At 58.2% G+C, this 21,805-nt stretch carries 21 protein-coding genes; 18 read left to right on the top strand and 3 right to left on the bottom strand.

The window, feature by feature from the left end:
* The first annotated feature begins 7 nt into the window (after positions 1 to 7).
* From acpP to RHM56_RS04535, 9 genes are all read left to right on the top strand, one after another.
* The gene (gene acpP / locus RHM56_RS04495; protein WP_004371293.1) at positions 8 to 244 is read left to right on the top strand and encodes an acyl carrier protein; all 237 of its coding nucleotides are present in this window, start codon (positions 8 to 10) and stop codon (positions 242 to 244) included.
* A 111-nt stretch (positions 245 to 355) separates the two neighbouring features.
* Entirely contained in the window at positions 356 to 1,600 is a 1,245-nt protein-coding gene (fabF, locus tag RHM56_RS04500; protein ID WP_322238992.1) for a beta-ketoacyl-ACP synthase II, read from the top strand.
* Positions 1,600 to 2,418, top strand: a complete 819-nt coding sequence (gene pabC, locus RHM56_RS04505) for an aminodeoxychorismate lyase (protein WP_322238994.1) — start codon at positions 1,600 to 1,602, stop codon at positions 2,416 to 2,418. Before fabF ends, pabC begins: the two co-directional genes overlap by 1 nt.
* Before the next feature lie 3 nt (positions 2,419 to 2,421).
* On the top strand, positions 2,422 to 3,519 hold the full coding sequence (gene mltG / locus RHM56_RS04510) for an endolytic transglycosylase MltG (RefSeq protein WP_322238996.1): 1,098 nt from the start codon (positions 2,422 to 2,424) through the stop codon (positions 3,517 to 3,519).
* A 22-nt stretch (positions 3,520 to 3,541) separates the two neighbouring features.
* Positions 3,542 to 4,174 carry a dTMP kinase gene (tmk, locus tag RHM56_RS04515; protein WP_322238998.1) on the top strand — a complete coding sequence of 211 codons (633 nt, stop codon included), beginning with the start codon at positions 3,542 to 3,544 and terminating at the stop codon, positions 4,172 to 4,174.
* Positions 4,167 to 5,153, top strand: a complete 987-nt coding sequence (locus tag RHM56_RS04520; protein WP_322239000.1) for a DNA polymerase III subunit delta' — start codon at positions 4,167 to 4,169, stop codon at positions 5,151 to 5,153. The genes tmk and RHM56_RS04520 overlap by 8 nt, the downstream gene beginning before the upstream one ends.
* A gap of 48 nt (positions 5,154 to 5,201) precedes the next feature.
* Positions 5,202 to 5,987 carry a TatD family hydrolase gene (locus RHM56_RS04525; protein ID WP_322239002.1) on the top strand — a complete coding sequence of 262 codons (786 nt, stop codon included), beginning with the start codon at positions 5,202 to 5,204 and terminating at the stop codon, positions 5,985 to 5,987.
* A gap of 433 nt (positions 5,988 to 6,420) precedes the next feature.
* Complete coding sequence (locus tag RHM56_RS04530) at positions 6,421 to 7,062, top strand: TetR/AcrR family transcriptional regulator (protein WP_322239004.1); 642 nt, start codon at positions 6,421 to 6,423, stop codon at positions 7,060 to 7,062.
* Positions 7,063 to 7,176: 114 nt separating this feature from the next.
* On the top strand, positions 7,177 to 8,145 hold the full coding sequence (locus RHM56_RS04535) for a GTP 3',8-cyclase MoaA (protein ID WP_322239006.1): 969 nt from the start codon (positions 7,177 to 7,179) through the stop codon (positions 8,143 to 8,145).
* Positions 8,146 to 8,258: 113 nt separating this feature from the next.
* On the opposite strand, the gene RHM56_RS04540 is transcribed toward RHM56_RS04535, so the two are convergent.
* Positions 8,259 to 9,191 carry a transposase gene (locus RHM56_RS04540; protein ID WP_322238760.1) on the bottom strand — a complete coding sequence of 311 codons (933 nt, stop codon included), beginning with the start codon at positions 9,189 to 9,191 and terminating at the stop codon, positions 8,259 to 8,261.
* A gap of 386 nt (positions 9,192 to 9,577) precedes the next feature.
* Here RHM56_RS04540 and RHM56_RS04545 point away from each other — a divergent pair, with 386 nt between their 5' ends.
* The 8 genes from RHM56_RS04545 (at position 9,578) to RHM56_RS04580 (ending at position 17,518) form a co-directional block, all read left to right on the top strand.
* Positions 9,578 to 10,183 carry a DUF4823 domain-containing protein gene (locus RHM56_RS04545; RefSeq protein WP_322239009.1) on the top strand — a complete coding sequence of 202 codons (606 nt, stop codon included), beginning with the start codon at positions 9,578 to 9,580 and terminating at the stop codon, positions 10,181 to 10,183.
* A gap of 15 nt (positions 10,184 to 10,198) precedes the next feature.
* Positions 10,199 to 10,765 carry a DUF1285 domain-containing protein gene (locus RHM56_RS04550; protein WP_322239011.1) on the top strand — a complete coding sequence of 189 codons (567 nt, stop codon included), beginning with the start codon at positions 10,199 to 10,201 and terminating at the stop codon, positions 10,763 to 10,765.
* Positions 10,766 to 10,898: 133 nt separating this feature from the next.
* The gene (locus tag RHM56_RS04555) at positions 10,899 to 11,966 is read left to right on the top strand and encodes an IS110 family transposase (protein WP_322241702.1); all 1,068 of its coding nucleotides are present in this window, start codon (positions 10,899 to 10,901) and stop codon (positions 11,964 to 11,966) included.
* 449 nt (positions 11,967 to 12,415) lie between these two features.
* A complete protein-coding gene (locus RHM56_RS04560) occupies positions 12,416 to 13,405 on the top strand; it encodes a 2-dehydro-3-deoxygalactonokinase (protein WP_322239013.1) in 990 nt (329 codons plus the stop codon).
* 1 nt (position 13,406) lies between these two features.
* Positions 13,407 to 14,036, top strand: a complete 630-nt coding sequence (locus RHM56_RS04565) for a 2-dehydro-3-deoxy-6-phosphogalactonate aldolase (protein WP_322239015.1) — start codon at positions 13,407 to 13,409, stop codon at positions 14,034 to 14,036.
* A 39-nt stretch (positions 14,037 to 14,075) separates the two neighbouring features.
* Positions 14,076 to 15,224, top strand: a complete 1,149-nt coding sequence (gene dgoD, locus RHM56_RS04570; protein WP_322239017.1) for a galactonate dehydratase — start codon at positions 14,076 to 14,078, stop codon at positions 15,222 to 15,224.
* 152 nt (positions 15,225 to 15,376) lie between these two features.
* Positions 15,377 to 16,669, top strand: coding sequence for an MFS transporter (locus RHM56_RS04575; protein WP_322239019.1), 1,293 nt, complete (start codon positions 15,377 to 15,379; stop codon positions 16,667 to 16,669).
* A gap of 63 nt (positions 16,670 to 16,732) precedes the next feature.
* A complete protein-coding gene (locus tag RHM56_RS04580; RefSeq protein WP_322239021.1) occupies positions 16,733 to 17,518 on the top strand; it encodes an IclR family transcriptional regulator in 786 nt (261 codons plus the stop codon).
* A gap of 103 nt (positions 17,519 to 17,621) precedes the next feature.
* Here RHM56_RS04580 and calA read toward each other — a convergent pair whose 3' ends face one another.
* Positions 17,622 to 18,686: a vanillin reductase gene (calA, locus tag RHM56_RS04585; RefSeq protein ID WP_322239023.1), complete on the bottom strand. Its 1,065-nt coding sequence runs from the start codon at positions 18,684 to 18,686 to the stop codon at positions 17,622 to 17,624.
* A gap of 180 nt (positions 18,687 to 18,866) precedes the next feature.
* Here calA and RHM56_RS04590 point away from each other — a divergent pair, with 180 nt between their 5' ends.
* Positions 18,867 to 19,757: an AraC family transcriptional regulator gene (locus RHM56_RS04590; protein ID WP_322241703.1), complete on the top strand. Its 891-nt coding sequence runs from the start codon at positions 18,867 to 18,869 to the stop codon at positions 19,755 to 19,757.
* Positions 19,758 to 19,939: 182 nt separating this feature from the next.
* Here the strand turns inward: RHM56_RS04590 and RHM56_RS04595 are convergent, their stop codons facing one another.
* A complete protein-coding gene (locus RHM56_RS04595) occupies positions 19,940 to 21,604 on the bottom strand; it encodes an electron transfer flavoprotein-ubiquinone oxidoreductase (RefSeq protein ID WP_322239025.1) in 1,665 nt (554 codons plus the stop codon).
* Between the last annotated feature and the right edge of the window lie 201 nt (positions 21,605 to 21,805).

A 21,805-nucleotide genomic window follows, 5' to 3' on the forward strand; every position in this document is an offset into this window, starting at 1 on the left:
ACAAGGTATGAGCACCATCGAAGAACGCGTCAAGAAAATCGTTGCCGAGCAACTGGGCGTTAAAGAAGAAGAAGTGACCAACAGCGCTTCCTTCGTTGAAGACCTGGGTGCCGACTCCCTTGACACCGTTGAGCTTGTGATGGCTCTGGAAGAGGAATTCGAGACTGAGATTCCTGACGAAGAAGCTGAAAAGATCACTACTGTACAAGCCGCTATCGATTACGTTACTAGCCACCAGGCTTAATAGTTTGTAATCGCTGCGCGCTGTCATGGAAAAACCGCACTGCCGCTATGGCGTGCGGTTTTTTCTTTAGGCGTGCTGCAAAGTGTCGTCAATAGAATAAAGGAGAGTGCTGTGTCGCGTAGACGCGTCGTAGTCACCGGTATGGGGATGTTGTCGCCACTGGGGGCAGATGTACCAAGCACCTGGCAAGGCATTCTGGCAGGCCAAAGTGGTATTGGTCTGATCGAACACACGGATCTTTCTGCCTATTCCACCCGATTTGGCGGCTCGGTTCAGGGCTTTAACGTTGAGGATTACCTCTCCGTCAAAGAGGCCCGCAAACTTGACCTGTTTATTCAGTACGGTTTGGCAGCTGGCTTTCAGGCGGTGCGTAACGCCGGGCTTGAAGTGACCGATGCCAATCGTGAGCGTATTGGTGTGGCGATGGGTTCAGGTATTGGCGGTCTGACCAATATCGAAGAAACCAGCCGTACCTTGCACGAGCAAGGCCCGCGACGGATTTCCCCGTTCTTCGTGCCAGGCTCGATCATCAATATGATTTCCGGTTTTCTGTCTATCCACTTGGGTACACAGGGGCCTAACTACGCCATCGCCACAGCGTGTACCACGGGTACGCACTGCATCGGCATGGCGGCGCGCAACATCGCTTATGGCGAAGCGGACGTGATGATTGCCGGTGGCGCCGAAATGGCAGCCTGCGGTCTGGGCATGGGCGGCTTTGGCGCCTCGCGTGCACTGTCGACGCGCAACGACGACCCGACCCGGGCCAGCCGTCCGTGGGATAAAGGCCGTGATGGCTTTGTACTGTCTGATGGTGCCGGTGCGCTGGTGCTTGAAGAGCTTGAGCACGCCAAGGCGCGTGGTGCCACCATCTATGCCGAGCTGATTGGCTTTGGCATGAGCGGTGATGCGTTCCACATGACGTCGCCTCCGGCTGATGGCGCGGGTGCCGCTCGCTGCATCGTCAATGCCTTGCGTGACGCCAAAGTGAACGCTGATCAAGTGCAGTACATCAACGCGCACGGCACCTCGACGCCTGCAGGCGACCTGGCTGAAGTGTCAGCGATCAAGTCGGTGTTTGGCGACCACGCCTACAAGCTGGCTGTGAGTTCGACCAAGTCCATGACCGGTCACTTGTTGGGTGCAGCGGGTGCGGTTGAGGCGATCTTCAGCGTGCTGGCCATCAACAGCCAGGTAGCTCCGCCGACCATCAACCTCGATGAGCCGGATGAAGGCTGTGATCTGGACTTCGTGGCGCACACCGCCCGCGAAATGCCGATTGATGTGGTGTTGTCCAACTCCTTCGGTTTTGGTGGTACCAACGGTTCGCTGGTTTTCCGCCGGTACGCCGACTGATGCAAAGCTGGGTCGACGGTCAGCCCGCGAGCGCCTTGGCGTCGCTTAAAGACCGTGGGCTGGCCTACGGCGATGGTCTGTTCGAGACCATCGCGGTCAGTGCTGGCCAACCGCTGCTGCTGGACCTGCACGTGCAGCGTCTGGCGCTCGGTTGCTCCCGGCTGGCGATTGTTGCGGATCACGCCTTGATCCGCAGCGAATTGCTGGCCTATGCGCAAGCGATGGGCGAGGGCGTCCTCAAGCTCATCCTGACCCGTGGCGACAGCCAGCGTGGTTACAGCGTTTCTCCAGAGGCTCAGCCTCGACGAATTCTTCAAGCCAGCCCTGCCACTGCTTACCCGCAGGCCTACGCCTTGCACGGGGTTCAGCTGTTTGACTGCGCCACGCGTTTAGCCGAGCAGCCGCTGCTGGCGGGGCTCAAACACCTTAATCGCCTTGAACAAGTCATTGCGCGCTCCGAATGGCAAGACCCGGCCTATGCCGAGGGCTTGATGCGCGATACCTCCGGGCGGGTGATTGAAGGGGTGTTCAGTAACCTGTTTTTGGTGCGTGACGGGGTGTTGATCACGGCGGATCTGCAGCGTTGCGGTGTGGCCGGTGTGATGCGTGCTGCGCTGCTGGCTGAGGCCGAGCGTCTGGCAATTGCGTATCAAGTCACTGACATCAGCCTTGCGCAGCTGCAGCAGGCCGATGAACTCTTCCTCTGCAACAGCGTGTATGGCATTTGGCCCGTGCGCGCGTTTGCAGACCTGAGCTGGCCGGTGGGGCCGCTCACCCGTAAACTGCAAGGCATTGCTCGCGCCCTATTGGATGTTTGATTCGTGAAACGTAAATTCTTGGTGCTGCTGGAGATGGGTCTGGTGCTGGCGGGCTTGGTGCTGGGCGTTAGTGCCTGGAAGCTCAATTCGGCACTGGAGCAACCGCTTAACCTGACGCAAGAGCAACTGCTCGACGTTCCGGCAGGTGCTACCCCGACCGGTACATTTAATCGTCTAGAGGCTAACGACACGCTGCAAGATGCGTTCTGGCTGCGCCTGTACTGGCGATTCAATCTAGATGGCCAGCCCCTGCACAGTGGCGAATACCGCATGACCCCCGGCATGACTGCGCAAGACCTGATTGGTCTGTGGCAGCGGGGCGACGTGGTGCAATACAGCCTGACCTTGGTCGAAGGCTGGAATTTTCGGCAGGTGCGCAGCGCATTGGCCAAGCATGAAAAAATCGAGCAGACCCTGGATGGACTGAGCGACAGCGAAGTCATGGCAAAGCTGGGGCATCCGGGTGAATTTCCCGAAGGCCGCTTTTTTCCTGATACCTATCGTTTCGTGCGCGGCATGACCGATGCCCAGTTGCTGGAAAAAGCCTACGACCGCCTGGAAAAAGTCTTGGCGCAGGAGTGGGAGCAGCGCGACCCTGAAGTGCCCTATGCCGATCCGTATCAAGCGCTGATCATGGCCTCGCTGGTCGAAAAAGAAACCGGCGTGCCACAAGAGCGAGGGCAAATTGCTGGGGTCTTTGTGCGTCGGATGAAAATCGGCATGCCCCTGCAAACCGATCCGACTGTGATCTATGGTCTGGGCGAGCGCTACAACGGCAAACTGACCCGGGCCCATTTGCGCGAGCCTACGCCCTACAACACTTACACCATTCCCGGCTTGCCGCCGACCCCGATCGCGATGGTAGGGCGTGAAGCGATTCATGCCGCCTTGCACCCGGTGAGCGGCACCAGCCTGTACTTTGTGGCCAAGGGCGATGGCAGCCACACGTTTTCCGATAACCTGGACGCGCACAACAATGCGGTGCGCGAGTTCCAGATCAAACGCCGGGCTGATTACCGCTCAAGCCCTGCACCGACGCCCGCGGCAGAACCGGCTGCTGAGCCTGTGCCTGCTCCGGCCGACGTGCCAAGCCCGCAATGACACTGATTAAGGATTGCTGCCTGTGACTGGCTTGTTTATTACCCTGGAAGGCCCCGAAGGCGCGGGCAAGAGCACCAATCGCGAATACCTGGCCGAGCGTCTGCGCGCGGCGGGTATCGACGTGGTGTTGACCCGCGAACCCGGCGGCACGCCGCTGGCTGAGCGGATCCGCGAATTGCTGTTGGCGCCAAGTGACGAGACCATGTGCGCCGATACCGAGTTGCTGCTGGTGTTTGCAGCCCGTGCCCAGCATTTGGCACACGTGATTCGCCCGGCGCTGGCGCGGGGTGCGGTGGTGTTGTGTGATCGCTTTACCGATGCTACTTACGCGTATCAGGGCGGCGGTCGAGGCTTGTCTCAAGAGCGCATCGCCACACTGGAAACCTTTGTTCAGGGCCCGTTGCGCCCTGATTTGACCCTGGTGTTTGACCTGCCGATTGAAGTGGGAATGGCGCGTGCCAGCGCCCGTGGGCGGTTGGATCGTTTTGAGCAGGAAGGCCGCACCTTCTTTGATGCCGTGCGCAGCACGTACCTCAAGCGGGCTGAAGCGTCCCCCGAGCGCTATCGCTTGATCGATGCGGCGCAATCGCTGGAGAACGTTCAGGTGCAGCTCGACACGTTGCTGCCGCAATTGCTGGAACTGTACCGTGGCTGAAGCCTATCCGTGGCAGGACGGCCTGTGGCAGCAGTTGGCGGGCCGCGCGCAGCATGCGCACGCGTATTTGCTGCATGGGCCTGCGGGCATTGGCAAGCGGGCGCTGGCCGAGCGCCTGATGGCCCGCCTGCTGTGCAAATCGCCGGTCGGGCTTGAGGCCTGCGGCAGTTGCAAGTCTTGCTCGCTGCTGGCCGCAGGCAGCCATCCCGACAACTACATCCTGGAGCCCGAAGAGGCCGACAAGGCGATCAAGGTCGATCAGGTCCGTGATCTGGTCAGCTTTGTGGTGCAAACCGCCCAGTTGGGCGGGCGCAAGGTGGTGCTGGTCGAGCCGGTCGAGTCGATGAACATCAACGCGGCCAACGCACTGCTCAAAAGCCTTGAAGAGCCCTCCGGTGACACGGTGTTGCTCCTGGTCAGCCACCAATCGAGCCGTTTGTTGCCGACCATTCGCAGCCGCTGCGTACAGCAGGCCTGCCCGTTGCCCTGCGAAGCCATGAGCCTGGAATGGCTGGCCAAGGCTTTGCCTGAGTGCAGCGCGGAGGAGCGCGTGCAATTGCTGACACTGGCCGCGGGTTCGCCGTTGGCTGCCGTCAAATTGCAGACGCAGGGCGTGCGCGAACAGCGTGCAGCAGTGGTGGAAGGCGTTAAAAAGCTGCTCAAGCGCGAGCTGTCAGCCAGTCAATTGACTGAAAGCTGGAAAGCTATCCCGCTGTTGTTGCTGTTTGACTGGTTTTGCGATTGGTCGAGCCTGCTCCTGCGTTATCAACTGACTGAGGACGAAAACGGTCTCGGGCTGGAGGACATGCGCAAAGTACTGCAATACCTGGCGCAGAAGGCCCCGCAAGACAAGGTTCTGACTATTCAGGACTGGATACTTGCCCAGCGCCAGAAAGTCTTGAGCAAAGCCAACCTTAATCGTGATTTGTTGGTCGAAGCGTTACTGGTGCAATGGGCAAGCCTGCCCGGCCAGCGCTGATATAACTGAAATGTGCTCTTTGCTAAAAAACACGTAGGTAAATTTTGTATGTTGGTTGACTCTCATTGCCACCTCGATCGTCTTGATCTGAACGCCCATGACGGCTCGCTGGACGCCGCCCTTGACGCTGCCCGTCAGCGCGGTGTCGGACATTTCCTGTGCATTGGCGTGAGTGCTGACAACGCCGCTGACGTCAAAACCCTGACCGAGCGCTATAGCGATGTGGATTGTTCGGTGGGGGTTCACCCGCTGGACGTTCAGCCCGGCGCCGCGCCTGCGCTGGACTGGTTGCTGGGCGAATTGAACCACCCGCAGGTGGTTGCGATTGGTGAAACCGGTCTGGACTATCACTACGAGCCCGAAGCGGCCGAGTTGCAGCAACTGTCGTTTCGGGTTCATCTGGAGGCGGCCCAGCAGACTGGCAAGCCTGTGGTGATCCACACCCGTGGCGCCCGCGCCGATACCCTGGCCTTGCTGCGTGAAGCGGCGCTGCCCCAGGCTGGCGTGCTGCACTGCTTCACTGAAGATTGGGACATGGCCAAGGCGGCGCTGGACATGGGCTATTACATCTCGCTGTCGGGGATTGTGACCTTCCGCAACGCCGATGCCCTGCGTGATGTGGCCAGCAAGGTTCCGGCTGACCGCCTGCTGGTCGAAACCGACTCGCCTTATCTGGCCCCGATTCCCTATCGCGGCAAGTCGAATCTGCCGCAATACGTGCGTGAAGTGGCAGAGTTTCTGGCCATGCTTCGCGGCGAGTCCTACGAGCGTTTTGCCGAACAGACCACTGAAAACTTCAAGCGTCTGTTTCCGCTGGCCCGTGTTAAAGCCTAACCCTGCCCTGTAGGAGCGAGCTTGCCTCGCGATCTTTTAAACGATCAAAAGATCGCGAGGCAAGCTTGCTCCTACAGTAGATCCAGTTGACCTCGGCATTAGCGCCGGGCAAAAAAAACCCGGAATCTGGGGAATCCGGGTCAAGACCATTAGGAGTAAAACAAAGGCACACATCCAATGCTGCCTTAATCGTCGGCGTGGCACTTGGGGGGGATGTAACGCCGACCCCCTAAGTATTGGTCAGCTTTGTCGAACGTCCAGTGGCCGATTGATCGTTTTTTAAACAGATTTGGAATACGCGTGATTCGTTTGAGTGCTCAATCTGTTCATCTGAATTGATCGGTAAAGATCGGCGTGCAGGATGGTCCGTGCAATTTAGCGTGACTAATGCATAATACTCCGCTTCTATTTTGACCCCTACAGACCTTTTCTTATGCACAAAGAACCCCGTAAGGTCCGTGAGTTTCGTCGCCGCGAGCAAGAAATTCTCGATACCGCGCTCAAGCTGTTCCTCGAAGAAGGTGAAGACAGTGTCACCGTCGAGATGATTGCTGATGCCGTGGGTATTGGCAAAGGCACGATCTACAAGCACTTCAAGTCCAAGGCCGAGATCTACCTGCGCCTGATGCTCGACTATGAGCGTGACTTGAACGCGCTGCTGCATTCCGCTGACGTTGATAAAGACAAAGAAGCGCTGTCACGCGCCTACTTTGAATTTCGCATGCGCGACCCTCAGCGTTATCGCTTGTTTGATCGCCTGGAAGAGAAGGTCGTCAAAGGCAATCAAGTGCCTGAGCTGGTTGAAGAGCTGCATAAAATCCGCGCCTCCAACTTTGAGCGCCTGACCCTGTTGATCAAGGGCCGGATCAGTGAAGGCAAGCTTGAAGACGTGCCGCCTTACTTCCACTATTGCGCTGCCTGGGCGTTGGTACACGGTGCTGTGGCGCTGTATCACTCGCCGTTCTGGAGCAATGTGCTGGAAGATCAGGAAGGTTTCTTCCAGTTCCTGATGGACATCGGTGTGCGCATGGGCAACAAGCGCAAGCGCGACACTGATACGCCGGCGGTCGAGTAGGTTTTCCTGCGGAGCCGATTGCTGTGCGGCCTATACTCAGGCTTGGGCCCTGCCAGAACGTGATGCGTGAGTCAGGTTCTGGTGCGGCCTGTGCCCCTCGCGCCGGAGTTATCCATGATTGTTGACCGCCAAGGCAGACGCTTTCGCAATTTGCGCATCAGTCTGACGTCTGCCTGTAACTACGCCTGCACCTACTGCGTGCCCAACGGCAAGCGGCTGGTGGCGGCGCAGGACGAGCTATCGGCTGAGGCCATGGTGCGCGGGGTGGCTTACCTGATTGAGGCGGCTGGGATCGAGCGCTTGCGCATCACCGGCGGTGAGCCGCTGGTCAGTCCAAAACTTGAAACCTTTATGCGTGACGTCGGGCAGTTGGGGTTGAGTGATATCAGCCTGACGACCAACGGTCAGTTGCTTGCGCGCAAATTGCCGCTGTTGCTCGATGCTGGCATTCGTCGGCTCAACGTGTCCCTTGATACCCTCGACCCGGCAGCGTTTCGCAGCATCGCCCGCGGCGGCGATTTGCCGACGGTGCTGGACGGCATGCGGCAAGCCAGTGCCGCCGGGATGAAAATCAAGGTCAACATGGTGCCGCTGCGCGGGCAAAACCTTGATCAGGTCATGCCGTTGCTGGCGTTCTGCTTGGAGCGCGGCTACGAACTGCGGTTTATCGAACTGATGCGCATGGGGCACCTGGCCAGCGACAACAATGCTTTCCTGCAACAGTTTGTCAGCCTGCAACAGCTGTTGTCGTTGATTGGCGAGCGCTACGAATACCTGCAAGCCGACGCGCCAATAGATACCACGGCGGTGCGTTATCACATACCGGATCACGGCTATTTTGGCGTCATTGCCAACGAAAGCGTGCCGTTTTGCCGAACATGCTCGCGTTTGCGTTTGTCCTCGACCGGCTGGCTGCATGGCTGTTTGTCGTCGAGCAATCGCCACTATGTGGGCGATCTGCTGAACAAGCCGCGTCATGAGGCCTTGCCGGCGCTTCAAGGGCTGTTGATGAAAGCCTTGAGTGACAAACAGGACGTTGCGTTCTCAGGCGGCGCCACCGTGATGAAAATCATCGGCGGTTAACACTGTGGGAGCAACTGTCTTGGCGACTTTTATTGAGTCGCCCAACTCAGAGGCAGCAAAGCTCCCACAGTATCTAACCGTGCAGCTGTCTGAAGAAGGTATTGCCGTCCCGTTCAGACGACGTGTTCCTTCCATTCAGATCCATCACGGATCATCGCGTTTAGACGTATCAGCAAGACCCGCATACAGGCGATGAGCGCGACTTTGGCGCATTTGCCTTTCTCGCGCAGCGCCTTGTATCGGGCGCTGAACTCAGGCTGATACCGAATCACGGACCAACAACTCATATACAACGACCTGCGTACTGCGAACCTGCCGCCGCTGATATGACGCTTACCTTGGTGTCTACCACTGTCGTCGTTGTAAGGGGCGATGCCCGCCAACGCAGCAATCTGACGCCTGCCAACTTCGCCCAGCTCCGGTAGATAGGACATTAAACTGGCCGCTGTAATCAGCCCTATACCTTTCACTGAGCGCAAACGAGCGGTTTTTTCACTGTCCAGGCTTTCGGCGCACTCACTAATGAGTACTTCTATCGCTTTAATGGCCTTGCACAGGTAGTCGATATGACTTTGCAGCGCTGGTTTGACGACGTCGGATGAGGCCGTTTTGAGCCTGCGCTTATCGTCATCCATTTGCTGAACAAAGTGTTCCCGCTGCTGGACCAGCGCACGCAAGTTATCTTGCTCGGAACTTGTGATTCGGGCGCCAGGGGCTTTGATGACGGCTGCAAACTGCGCAAGAAAACGTGCATCTATCGGATCGGTTTTGGCTTGTTGCCCCATGGCCTTGGCAAAGCTTTTGGCACGGCACGGGTTGATCCGTATGACTTCAAGTCCTGCGGTCTGAAGCGCCTTCATCACATTGCGCTCATAACCGCCGGTAGCTTCAAGCAAAACGCGGCCGACTTGGTGAAGTAACAACCACCCAATCAACCCGGGGAAATCACTTTCGGCATTGGGGCAACTCACCCCGACCTCTAGCAGATTAACCCGAACTTCAAGGCTGTCTTTGGAAACATCAATCCCTGCAGGATAGGAAAACATGGCCAAACCCTCTTACACTCAAGATGAGAGCGCTCTGGTTTGGCCCGCGCTTGTAACTGTTCGAGGTGGGCTCGTTCAACTGTTCGGGCTCAATAACCAGAGTGGAGAGGTGAGTGGCAGCGTTGGCTCCCACACGTGCTTTAAGCACTCCAGGCATTCAGCTTGCCACTCACCGCTCTCATCCTCAGTCTAATCCCGACGTAAGACACAAGCGGGCTTGCCCGCGATGGTGTCGACGCGGTTTAACCGAAAAACTGCATCGCTTGTATCGCTGGCAAGCCAGGCTCCCACAAAAGCTGTGCGCTACCTTCAGAGTCAAATTGGCGCGCAAACTGCATCACGCGACTATTCGCCGGTTTTCTGTCGCCGGCCATCGGGAGAATGGGATGCGTAGTCTGTTTGGGGTGCTGGCTTTTTTAGCGCTGGGCGGTTGTATGACGGTCAGCGATATGGGAGAGGGCGCTCGCTATCAAATGAGCGACGCCGGTCTGCTCGATCACAGCAACACGCGGCGCACGAACTCGCTGCGTATCCAGCCTGACTCCTTTATCTACATCGCCCAAGGGCCTTTTGCCCCTATCGGCGACCCTGACGTGCGGCCCAATATTGTGGCCGAAGAAGCGTTTAACGGCTTTGTCGAATACTTCCCGATGGTGCGCAGGGCCAAGGCGCCGCTAGGGCTTGATCAGGCGATGGCCGAAGCCCGTGGTTTTGGTGCGCATTACTTGCTGTACACCCGTTTTGCGCGGGCCGATGATCGCATTGGCAACAGCGACGAATGGCTCGACCAGGAAGACGTCAGTCGCCTGGGCATCGACAGCGGGGTGATTCAGGTGATGCTCATCGAAACCAGCACCCAATACCTGATCGACACGGCAACCATCCGCAGTCGTGGCGGTTTGCTGACGTTCCATGACAACAAGCCCGCCGACCTGATTGGCCCGCCGCTGGCTAAGTACGCGCGCAGCTTGATAGGCTTGAGCGATCAATAAGTCGAGGAGAGCAGCATGAGTGAGCCGGTAGACGTCAGTAACCTGTTGGCGCAAATCCCCAAAGCCGACAAGGGGCTGCCACCGGTTCATCTGTGGGACACGGCGTTTTGCGGCGACATCGACATGCGCATCGCCCGTGATGGCACTTGGTACTACATGGGCACGCCGATTGGGCGCAAGCCAATGGTCAAACTGTTTTCGACCATCATTCGCCGCGATGGCGATGATTACTTTTTGATCACGCCGGTGGAAAAAGTCGGGATCACAGTCGATGACGCACCGTTTGTCGCCGTGACGTTGGAGGTTGAAGGGCAGGGCGAACAGCAAGTGCTGCGGTTTACCACTAACGTGGATGAACAGATCGCCGCCGACAGCGAGCATCCTTTGCGCGTAGTGATCGACCCTGACACTCAAGAGCCGGCGCCTTACCTGCTGGTGCGCCGCAACCTTGAAGCGCTGATCCATCGCAACGTGTTCTACCAACTGATCGAACTGGCCGTATCGCGGACCCTCGACGGCCAAGCCTGGCTAGGCGTGTGGAGCAGCGGCGAATTCTTCCTCATCGGCCCAGAGCCGGTCTAACAAACACCCATTTTCCGTGTAATTACATGGACTCGCCCAAGCCGAGGCGTCTGTGCGCCACGGTGGCATTCTATTAGAAGCCAACGACAGCGAGGGCGAGTCCATGAAAAAGAATACGACGACCAATCAGTCCATGCCAACCGATGTTTCGAAATGCACCGTCATCGCCGTAGACCTGGCTAAAAGGGTCTTCCAGGTGGCTGGCCAGGATGCCTTTGGCCTAACGGTGTATGAGGAGCGCATCAATTCACGTGAGGCCTTTCATGCATTTCTTCGGAAATTGCCAACAAGCGTAACCGTGTTGGTGGAGACAGGTCCGGGGGCTCAGGCATGGGCGCAATTGCTGAAAACCCAAGGCAATCCTGTCCGGATATTGCCAGCCCAGCATGTCGCCAATCACCGCAGCGGACCCAAGAACGATCGCAACGATGCACTGGCTATCTTGCGCGCAGGGCGAGATATCAATATCTCGTCGGTACCGGTCAAGAGTGCTGCTGCCTTGGCCATGCAAGCTCTTCATCGTGTCCGGCAAGGTTACGTGCGCCGTCGCACAGCAATGAGTAATCAGATGCGCGGCCTGTTGCTAGAGCATGGTCTTGCCATGGCGCAGGGCGAAGCAGCAATCAGCCAGGTTATCCCCCGGATTCTGGAAGATGCCAGCCAACCATTGCCTGATCTGTTACGCGAATTGATAGATGAGTTGCTGGGCGAATGGAGTCAGTTGGGCGAGCGCATCAATGTACTGACCGGTCGACTGGAAACAGCGGCAAAAAATGACGAAACAGCCAAACGGCTGATGACCGTACGCGGTATCGGCCCAATTATTTCTACAGCAGTGATCGCTAAACAAACCGAACCTGAGCGCTTTGCCAACGCGCGGCAGTTCGCTGCTTACTTCGGCTTGGTGCCCAAGCAGCACAGCAGCGGCGAGAAAGTCCGATTGGGCAAGATGAGCAAGCATGGCGATGCCTACTTGCGAAGCTTGGCGATTCAGGGCGCTCACGCGGTGTTGAGACAGGTACGCACTGATTCAGAGGATCCAGATGACCGGCGCTTGCAACGCTGGGTATCAAAGTTGGGTCGCAAAGAGGCGGCCGTTCGGTTAGCCAACCGAAACTTGCGCATCATCTGGGTGCTGTTACAAAACGACCAAACGTATCGCCGCCAAGTGAGCAACGGCCAGGAGGCAGCGATGAGTTAAGGATCTAAAGAGTTCTGCCACCGGGGTGTAAACCGCTCCAACCCATGCTTAAGAACATTGATCACAGGTCAGACCGTCGCGAATTTATGCCTGCGCTCCTACCGGCCCTTGAGGCCTAACTGTAATTGGCATATCGCGAGCTCATAAAATGTTGGCCAGAAGCCGATTATGGCTTCCCAAAATAGGCCTTATACATAGATGCAGCCGGGTATCAGTGGGAAAAAGCGGGTTGACAGTGGGGGCGAGTCCATACATAGGAGCGAGCTTGTCTCGCGATCTTTTGATCTTTAGAAGATCGCGCGCAAGCTCGCGCCTAAAAACGTCATGCTCGTTATAAAATCCCAATATATGGGAGTTGAATTTATATATTGAGATTTATATCCGCTCAGGTTTATAGTCGCCCGCACTGATTCACAGCATTCACTGCTAAAAACAAAACAGGTGAAGCGATGCAGGCGCAATTGATCGCGCTCGATTGGGGAACAACTTCCCTTCGTGCTTATTTACTCGGTCCCGCAGGGCAGGTGCACAACAGGCGCTCGCTGGCGTGCGGGATCATGCAGTTGCCGACGACGCCTCGCCAGGTGGCAGGTCAGCCCTGCGCTGACGGCTTTGAGCTGGCATTCGACGAGGCGTGCGGCGACTGGCTAGACGCCAACCCCGGCATCCCGGTGATTGCCTGTGGCATGGTCGGCAGCGCCCAAGGCTGGCGCGAGGCCCCTTATCGCGACACTCCGGCCAGCCTCAATGCGTTGAGCACCGCGTTGCAAACCGTGCGCAGCGTGCGCGGGGTGGATGTGCACATCGTGCCAGGGGTGATTCAGCGCTCGGCCTTGCCCAACGTGATGCGGGGCGAAGAAACCCAAGTGCTGGGCGTGATGCAAAGCCAGCCGCACCTCAATGACTGCCTGATCGGCTTGCCCGGTAGCCATTCCAAATGGGTGCAGGTGCAAGACGGCTGCCTGGTGCATTTCGATACCTTCATGACCGGCGAGTTGTACGCTGCCGCATGTGAACACACCATTCTGGGGCGCACCCAGCAGCACTCCGGCCAATTTGATGGCGCCGCGTTCGAGCGTGGCGTGCACGTGGCACTGTCGCCCGACGGGCAACTCGGGCCGCTATCGACATTGTTCAGCGCCCGTACGCTCGGGCTGACCGGACAGCTGACGCCCACGCAGCAACCCGATTACGTCTCTGGCCTGTTGATCGGTCACGAACTGTCTGCCTTGGGCCGAGTGCTGCGCCAACGCCGAGGCGACCAGCCGTTGCCCGCGATCATTCTGATTGGCAATTCCCAGCTCTGTGAGCGTTACCGGCGGGCGCTGGATGCTTGCGGCTTCGCTGACGTGCGTCTGGCAGAACAGGCCACCGAACAGGGTTTATGGCACCTGGCCCACGCCGCCGGGTTGCTCCACCACATGCAAACGGAGGGCTGAGATGCTCAAGCAAGCACTGGCAAAGAATGGACTGATCGCGATTCTTCGTGGTTTACATCCGCAAGAGGCGCAGGCCATCGGCAAAGAGTTGTACGACGCCGGTTTTCGAATCCTCGAAGTCCCGCTCAACTCTCCACAGCCTTACGACAGCATTCGTATTTTGCGTGACAGCTTGCCCGCCGATTGTCTGGTGGGAGCGGGCACCGTGCTAACGCCTGAGCAGGTGGAGCAGGTCAAGGCCGCAGGCGGGCAGGTGATTGTGATGCCCCACAGCGACGCGAAGGTCTTGCGTGCCGCCAAGGCCGCCGGGTTGTACCTGTCGCCGGGCGTCGCCACGCCAACCGAAGCTTTTGCGGCGCTGGCGGAAGGGGCGCACGTGCTGAAAATGTTCCCGGCCGAGCAAATGGGCCCGGCCGTGGTCAAGGCCTGGCTTGCAGTGTTGCCGGCTGGAACCTTATTGATCCCGGTCGGCGGGATTACCCCGGACAACATGCAGGTATTTCTTGATGCAGGCGTGTCCGGTTTTGGTTTGGGTTCGGGGCTGTTCAAGCCCGGTATGAGCCCTCAAGACGTGGCGGTTCGCGCCAAGGCCTATGTGCACGCCTGGGATGCAGGGCGTCAGGCTGATTGATTGGCGCTTGCGCCCCCATCGAACAAGAGAGACAAAACGATGAAAATTACCAAGCTCACAACGTACCTGGTTCCGCCGCGCTGGTTGTTCCTGAAGATTGAAACCGATGAAGGTGTGACCGGCTGGGGCGAGCCCGTGGTTGAAGGGCGTGCCCACACCGTGGCCGCTGCCGTGGATGAACTGTCGGATTATTTGATCGGCAAAGACCCGCGCAACATCGAAGATATCTGGACCGTGCTCTATCGCGGCGGTTTCTACCGGGGCGGCGCCGTGCACATGAGCGCGCTGGCGGGTATTGATCAGGCGTTGTGGGACATCAAGGGCAAGGCACTGGGCGTTTCGGTCAGTGATCTGCTGGGTGGCCAGGTGCGCGACAAGATTCGCGTGTACTCCTGGATCGGCGGCGACCGTCCGGCCGACACCGCCAAAGCCGCTAAAGAGGCGGTGAGCCGTGGTTTTACAGCGGTCAAAATGAACGGCACCGAAGAGCTGCAATTTGTCGACAGCTTTGAAAAAGTCGACCTCGCGCTGGCCAACGTGGCGGCCGTGCGTGATGCAGTGGGGCCGAACGTGGGCATTGGCGTGGACTTCCACGGCCGTGTGCACAAGCCGATGGCCAAAGTGCTGATGAAAGAGTTGGACCCGTACAAGCTGATGTTTATCGAAGAGCCGGTGCTCAGCGAAAACTACGAAGCGCTTAAAGAGCTGGCGCCGTTGACCAGCACCCCGATTGCCCTGGGCGAGCGATTGTTCTCGCGCTGGGACTTCAAGCGTGTGCTCAGCGAAGGCTATGTCGACATCATTCAGCCCGATGCGTCCCACGCAGGCGGCATCACTGAAACCCGCAAAATCGCCAACATGGCCGAAGCCTATGACGTTGCGCTGGCTTTGCATTGCCCGTTGGGGCCGATTGCACTGGCCGCGTGCCTGCAACTGGACGCGGTTTGTTACAACGCCTTCATCCAGGAGCAAAGCCTGGGGATCCACTACAACGAAAGCAATGACCTGCTGGACTACGTCAAGGATCCGGCTGTGTTCGACTACGACAAAGGCTACGTCAAAATCCCCAACGGCCCGGGCCTGGGCATCGAGATCAACGAAGAATACGTGCGTGAGCGCGCGATCGTCGGTCATCGCTGGCGTAACCCGATCTGGCGCCATGCCGATGGCAGCTTTGCCGAATGGTGAGTCCGCTCACCACGGCGTAGTCGCTGCCGAAGGCTGCGAAGGGTTGCGTAGCAACCCGTTTCCTTCAGCTCCCCGCAGCCCCCCTCGCAGCCTGCGGCAGCGACTACGGATTCAGCTTCGACCTCAATAACCATAAAAAAGAGGCATGTCTCATGACTAGCACTGTCGCGTCTGCGTCCTTGGTGGCGCCGAGTCGCAAGCGTTTTTTCATCATGGTTCTGCTGTTTATCACCGTAGTGATCAACTACCTGGACCGCAGCAACCTGTCGATCGCCGCCCCCGCGCTGACCAGCGATCTGGGGATTGATCCGATTCACGTCGGGCTGATCTTCTCGGCATTCGGCTGGACCTACGCCGCCATGCAAATCCCCGGTGGTTGGCTGGTGGACCGCGTGCCGCCGCGCATTCTCTATAGCGTGGCGTTGCTGCTGTGGTCGTTGGCCACGGTCATGCTCGGGTTTGCCGCCAGCTTTATTGCGCTGTTCGTGCTGCGCATGGCGGTCGGTGCGTTGGAGGCCCCGGCGTATCCCATCAATAGCCGCGTGGTGACCACCTGGTTCCCTGAGCGTGAGCGGGCCACCGCCATTGGTTTTTACACCTCCGGGCAATTTGTCGGGTTGGCGTTTCTGACTCCGGTGCTGGCATGGCTGCAACACCAGTGGGGCTGGCATATGGTGTTTATCTGCACCGGTGCAGTGGGCATTATCTGGGCCGGAATCTGGTACGCGGTGTACCGCGACGGTGTACCGCGACAGGCCGAAATCGACCTGGTCGCCGAAGGTGGCGGACTGGTGGATATTCAAAGCCAGACCGCCAAGCGTAAAGCCCCGTTCAGTTGGTTGGACTTGGGTATCGTGCTCAGCAAGCGCAAGTTGTGGGGCATTTACCTGGGGCAGTTCTGCCTGAACTCCACGTTGTGGTTCTTCCTGACCTGGTTCCCGACGTATCTGGTCAAATATCGCGGCATGGACTTCATCAAGTCCGGTCTGTTGGCATCGTTGCCATTTCTGGCGGCGTTTGTCGGCGTGTTGTGCTCGGGGTTCTTCTCTGACTGGCTGATTCGTCGCGGCTATTCGGTGGGTTTTGCCCGCAAGTTGCCGATCATTGGCGGGCTGTTGATTTCGACCTCGATCATTGGCGCCAACTTTGTCGAGTCGACGCCGCTGGTGATTGCGTTTCTGGCCTTGGCGTTTTTCGGCAACGGTCTGGCCTCGATCACGTGGTCGCTGGTGTCGACCCTGGCCCCGGCCCGATTGCTGGGCCTGACGGGTGGGGTGTTCAATTTCATCGGTAACTTGTCGGCGATTGCCACGCCGATTGTGATTGGCTTTTTGGCCAGCGGTGACTCGTTTGCCCCGGCCATCACCTACATTTCGGTGTTGGCGTTGCTGGGGGCGTTGTCCTACATCTTGCTGGTGGGCAAAGTAGAGCGCATCGAGCTGTAGCCGCCAGACAGCCGGGCGACCATAATGCCGCCCGGTTCTCTCCCTTCTATGCAAAGGCTGGCTATGCAGGACGACGCTTCGAAAACCGCACCTACCGGCACCCAAACCCTGTTGCGCGGGCTGGCCGTTGTACACGCTGTGGCCAATGGCGCGCGTGACCTCAAAGACATCTCCCGTGCCATCGGCACCACGCGCAGCACCACGCATCGGCTGGCCAGTTGCCTGGTCGATGAACGTTACCTGCGGGTGTTGCCGCAGGTGGGTTACCTGCTGGGACCGAAACTGATCGAGTTGGGTTTTCAGGCCCGTGAAGAACTGCCGCTGGTGACTCTGGCCGGGCCATACCTGGACCAGTTGTCGGGCTTGACCGGTGACACCATTCACTTGGCCGTGCGCGAAGGCGATGAAGTGCTGTACCTGCACAAAAATCCGGGGCGCAATGGCCCGGAAATGCGTTCGCGGGTAGGGCATAGAATGCCGTTGGCGCGCACCGGGATCGGCAAAGCCATGTTGCTGGATTCGCCGTTGGGTGAATGGCGCCGTTTGTATGAGAAGAGTCATCCTGTGGGCGGCAAAAATCCGCTGTGGCCGGATCATCAGGAAGTGACGTGGGAAGTGTTTGAGCAGCGGATGCGCAGCTACGTGGCTGGCGGTTATGCGTTCGATCTGGAAGACAACGAACCGTCGATCCGGTGCGTGGCCGCGCCCATCCGTGATGCCAGCCGCAAAATCGTGGCGGCTATCAGCATTGCCAGCACCGTGCCTTACCTGTCACTGGAGAAAATGACCGGGTTGATCCCGGTCATTACCCAAGCAGCGCAACGCATATCGGCAGAGTTGGGCGGGTAACTCGATCTCCTGTAGGAGCAGCCGGTCGACGCTCGATTGCCTCGCGATCTTTTAAAGGATCAAAAGCTCGCGAGACGAGCTCGCTCCTACAAGGGGGCGGTGGTTAAGCCTTTAACGTTTTCATGTCGATCACAAAGCGATATTTCACGTCGCCTTTCACCACGCGCTCAAAGGCTTCGTTGATGTTTTTGATGTCGAGCATTTCGATGTCGCAGGTGATGCCGTTGGCTGCGCTGAAGTCGAGCATTTCTTGCGTTTCTGCGATGCCGCCGATCAGCGAACCCGCCAGTACGCGACGCTTGAACACCAGGTTGAAGGCATTCAGAGCAGGATCAACCGGCTCGATCAGGCCTACCAGAATGTGCACGCCGTCGAAGCGCAGGGTTTCGAGGTAGGGGTTCAGGTCGTGCGGCACCGGAATGGTGTCCAGCAAGAAGTCGAAGCTGTCAGCCGCGGCTTTCATCTGCTCAGGATCGGTGGACACGATCACATGGTCGGCACCTTGCTTGAACGCTTCTTCAGCCTTGGAGGCCGAACGGGTGAACAGGGTGACTTCCGCGCCCATGGCTTTGGCGAACTTGATGCCCATGTGGCCCAGGCCGCCCATGCCCAAAATCCCGACTTTATCGCCTGCTTCTACGCCGTAGTGCTGCAGTGGCGAGTAGGTGGTGATACCGGCGCACAACAGCGGAGCAGCGCTGGCCGGGTCAAGGTTTTCAGGGATGCGCACCACAAAGTGCTCGCTGACCACGATGCTGTCCGAGTAGCCGCCCATGGTGTTGGTGCCATCAACCCGATCTGGCGTGCAGTAGGTCATGGTCGCGCCTTCCAGGCAGTATTGCTCCAGGTCTTCTTTGCACGCCGAGCACTCGCGGCATGAATCGACCATACAGCCCACACCGACCAGATCGCCGACCTTGTGTTTGGTGACTTTGTCGCCGACCGCTGTCACTTTGCCGACGATTTCGTGACCCGGCATGACCGGATAAACGGCAAAGCCCCATTCGTTACGGGCCTGGTGGATGTCAGAGTGGCAAACGCCGCAGTACAGAACTTCGATGGCCACGTCGTCCGGGCGCGGGGCACGGCGGTTGAACTTCATTGGCGCAAGAGGCGCAGTGGAGGTTTGAGCGGCATAACCGATGGCGTTGTAAGTGACGTTAGACATGGCGAACCTCGAGTAGCGTTAACAGTGAACAGGGCGCAATTCTGCGCTTGTGGGCCTTTCAGGACTATGACGATTCCTCCGCCTGTCATGCCTATTCGTCCGGAGTCGCGGAGCAACTGTCGCTTTATTGACCAATTCTGCGAAGATGCGGCGGTCTATCTCTTCTGCGAAATCATTTCCATGTTTTTGACGCGTCATCGCGATGAGAACGCCACCCTGGTGTCACTTATCAAACCGCTGGCCACCCAATTGGGCTTTGTTCACACCTTGATGCCTGAGGTACGGGTGGTTTCGGCGTGCAACGCTGTGGCCCGGATGCCGCAGATCTATGAGCCTAGCCTAATGGTGATCGCTCAAGGCAGTAAGGTGGCCTATCTTGGGCCGCGCACGATGGAATACGGCGCGGGGCATTACCTCGTGCAAGCCTTGTCGGTGCCTTTTGAGTGCGAAACCTTTGCCTCAAAAGAAATCCCCTTGCTGGGCGTGGCCATCAGTATTGATCGTGCGGTGTTGGGCGAGTTGGTGCTGGCGATGGGCCTGGACCCTGAGCGCAGCGTTGCGCAAACCCCGGAGTCCATGACCTCGGCGGTGCTGGATGACGACATGCGTCAGTCGGTGGAGCGTTTGCTGCGTTGTCTGCATGACCCGCTGGAATGCCGAATCATGGGCCGTGCGCGCTTGCGCGAAGTGCTCTTTGCCGCATTGCGTGGCCCGCAGGCCAGCGTGTTAAGGGCGTTGGTCGAGCAACAGGGGCAGTTTGCGCGGGTGGCGGCGTCACTCAATCATTTGCATGAGCACTTTGCCGAGCCGCTGAATGTCGAGACCCTGGCCCGTTGCGCAAACATGAGTGCGTCGACCTTTCATGAGCATTTCAAGCGCAGCACCTTGCTGTCGCCGGTGCAGTACCTCAAGCGCCTGCGCCTGTTGCGGGCTCAGCAGTTACTGCTGAGCGAAGGGCTGGGCGTGGCCCAAGTGGCGGAGCGGGTGGGCTACCAAAGCACCTCGCAGTTCAGTCGCGAGTACAAACGCTATTTTGAGCGCAGCCCGGGGCATGAAAACTCGGTGTGCTAAAAGAAACAAACTCGCTCTGGAAAATGACCACAAAAAAGGCTCCCGAAGGAGCCTCATGCCAGTCAGTGACGCCTGTCCCCTGTGGGAGCGGGCTTGCCCGCGAGGGTATCGACGCGATTCAGCAGAAAAACCGCATCGTCTGCATCGCTGGCAAGCCAGGCTCCCACATATTGGGCGATGACTTACATGTTCGGGTAAGTCGGGCCGCCAGCACCTTCCGGAGTGACCCAGGTGATGTTTTGCGACGGGTCTTTAATGTCGCAGGTTTTGCAGTGCACACAGTTTTGCGCGTTGATCTGGAAGCGCTTCTCGCCGCTTTCCTGTGTGATCACTTCATAGACCCCGGCCGGGCAGTAACGCTGTGCAGGCTCGTCGTAGAGCGGCAGGTTAACGCTGATCGGAATGCTCGCATCACGCAGCTTGAGGTGGCACGGCTGCTCTTCTTCATGGTTGGTGCTGGAGAGGAAGACCGAGCTGAGTTTGTCGAAGCTGAGCTTGCCGTCGGGTTTCGGGTAGTTGATCTTCTTGCTGTCTTTGGCCAGCTTCAGGCAGGCATAGTCTGGCTTGGTGTCGTGCAGGGTGAACGGCAGTTTGCCGCCGAAGATGTTCTGGTCAATCCAGTTGAAGCCGCCGCCCACGATAGGACCAAACTTGTGCAGTGCCGGGCCAAAGTTACGGCTGGCGAACAGTTCGTCGAACAACCAGCTGCCTTTGAACGCTTCAACGTAGGTGTTGAGTGCATCGCCGCCTTCGGAGCCTGCGAACAGCGAATCAGCCACGGCATCAGCGGCCAGCATGCCGGACTTCATCGCGGTGTGGCTGCCTTTGATCTTGGAGAAGTTCAGGGTGCCCAGATCGCAACCGATCAGTGCGCCACCGTTGAAGATCATTTTCGGCAGCGAGTTCAGGCCACCTTTGCAAATGGCGCGGGCGCCGTAGCTGATGCGCTTGCCGCCTTCCAGATACTGCTTGAGCACGGGGTGGTGCTTGAGGCGCTGGAATTCATCGAACGGCGACAGGAAGGTGTTGCTGTAGGACAGATCGACGATCAGGCCGACGACCACCTGGTTGTTTTCCAGGTGATAAAGGAAAGAGCCGCCGGTGTTTTCGTTGGCCATCACATCCAGCGGCCAGCCCGCGGTGTGAACGACCAGACCCGGTTGGTGCTTGGCTGGGTCGATTTCCCAGATTTCTTTAAGGCCGATGCCGTAGTGCTGGCTGTCAGCGTCGCTGTCGAGCTTGAAGCGTTCGATCAGTTGCTTGCCCAAATGGCCGCGGCAGCCTTCGGCGAACAAGGTGTACTTGCCGCGCAGTTCCATGCCGGGGGTATACAGGCCTTCTTTCGGGTTGCCTTCGCGGTCAACGCCCAGATCACCGGTGATGATCCCGCGGACCACGTTGTTTTCGTCGAACAGTACTTCTTGAGCCGCAAAGCCGGGGTAGATTTCTACGCCCAGGTTCTCGGCCTGCTGTGCCAGCCAGCGGCACAGGTTGCCCAGCGAAATAATGTAGTTGCCTTCGTTGTGCATGGTTTTAGGCACAAAAAGGTCAGGTACTTTTGTCGCAGCGCTGTCATTGCGCAGTACATAAATGTCGTCACGGGTGACCGGAGTGTTGAGCGGTGCGCCGAGCGCTTTCCAGTCCGGGAACAATTCGTTCAGGGCGCGGGGTTCGAACACCGCACCGGACAGAATATGAGCGCCGACTTCGGAGCCTTTTTCAACCACGCAGACGCTGATTTCTTTACCGGCTTCGGCGGCCTTCTGCTTCAAACGGCAGGCGGCGGACAAACCGGCAGGGCCGGCGCCGACGATGACCACGTCGAATTCCATGTATTCGCGTTCCACAGGTTCTCTCCTACTCAAGGCTCAACGGTATTTTTCTAATTGGAGGTTTGGCGTTTCATCCATTATTCCCTCGACCGGGGGTCGAAGACTCAATGGATGAGGCGCCGCTCTCTCTATGGGCGCGCATTATATCTACACCACTAGCAGCGTCCAATACAAACGTTTGTTTGAATTCGCTGCAAGCCAGACAAATCAAAGACG

This window comes from Pseudomonas sp. CCC3.1 (assembly GCF_034347405.1).
Classification (GTDB): domain Bacteria; phylum Pseudomonadota; class Gammaproteobacteria; order Pseudomonadales; family Pseudomonadaceae; genus Aquipseudomonas.

Excerpts from the sequence above, each read along its gene's own strand:
- RHM56_RS04555 (WP_322241702.1), top strand. The coding sequence starts at position 10,899 with ATGCCAACCGATGTTTCGAAATGCACCGTCATCGCCGTAGACCTGGCT.
- RHM56_RS04535 (WP_322239006.1), top strand. The coding sequence starts at position 7,177 with ATGATTGTTGACCGCCAAGGCAGACGCTTTCGCAATTTGCGCATCAGT.
- acpP (WP_004371293.1), top strand. The coding sequence starts at position 8 with ATGAGCACCATCGAAGAACGCGTCAAGAAAATCGTTGCCGAGCAACTG.
- RHM56_RS04590 (WP_322241703.1), top strand. The coding sequence starts at position 18,867 with ATGTTTTTGACGCGTCATCGCGATGAGAACGCCACCCTGGTGTCACTT.
- RHM56_RS04565 (WP_322239015.1), top strand. The coding sequence starts at position 13,407 with ATGCTCAAGCAAGCACTGGCAAAGAATGGACTGATCGCGATTCTTCGT.
- calA (WP_322239023.1), bottom strand. The coding sequence starts at position 18,686 with ATGTCTAACGTCACTTACAACGCCATCGGTTATGCCGCTCAAACCTCC.
- RHM56_RS04530 (WP_322239004.1), top strand. The coding sequence starts at position 6,421 with ATGCACAAAGAACCCCGTAAGGTCCGTGAGTTTCGTCGCCGCGAGCAA.
- dgoD (WP_322239017.1), top strand. The coding sequence starts at position 14,076 with ATGAAAATTACCAAGCTCACAACGTACCTGGTTCCGCCGCGCTGGTTG.
- RHM56_RS04525 (WP_322239002.1), top strand. The coding sequence starts at position 5,202 with ATGTTGGTTGACTCTCATTGCCACCTCGATCGTCTTGATCTGAACGCC.
- RHM56_RS04560 (WP_322239013.1), top strand. The coding sequence starts at position 12,416 with ATGCAGGCGCAATTGATCGCGCTCGATTGGGGAACAACTTCCCTTCGT.
- RHM56_RS04580 (WP_322239021.1), top strand. The coding sequence starts at position 16,733 with ATGCAGGACGACGCTTCGAAAACCGCACCTACCGGCACCCAAACCCTG.
- RHM56_RS04575 (WP_322239019.1), top strand. The coding sequence starts at position 15,377 with ATGACTAGCACTGTCGCGTCTGCGTCCTTGGTGGCGCCGAGTCGCAAG.
- RHM56_RS04545 (WP_322239009.1), top strand. The coding sequence starts at position 9,578 with ATGCGTAGTCTGTTTGGGGTGCTGGCTTTTTTAGCGCTGGGCGGTTGT.
- pabC (WP_322238994.1), top strand. The coding sequence starts at position 1,600 with ATGCAAAGCTGGGTCGACGGTCAGCCCGCGAGCGCCTTGGCGTCGCTT.
- RHM56_RS04550 (WP_322239011.1), top strand. The coding sequence starts at position 10,199 with ATGAGTGAGCCGGTAGACGTCAGTAACCTGTTGGCGCAAATCCCCAAA.
- RHM56_RS04540 (WP_322238760.1), bottom strand. The coding sequence starts at position 9,191 with ATGTTTTCCTATCCTGCAGGGATTGATGTTTCCAAAGACAGCCTTGAA.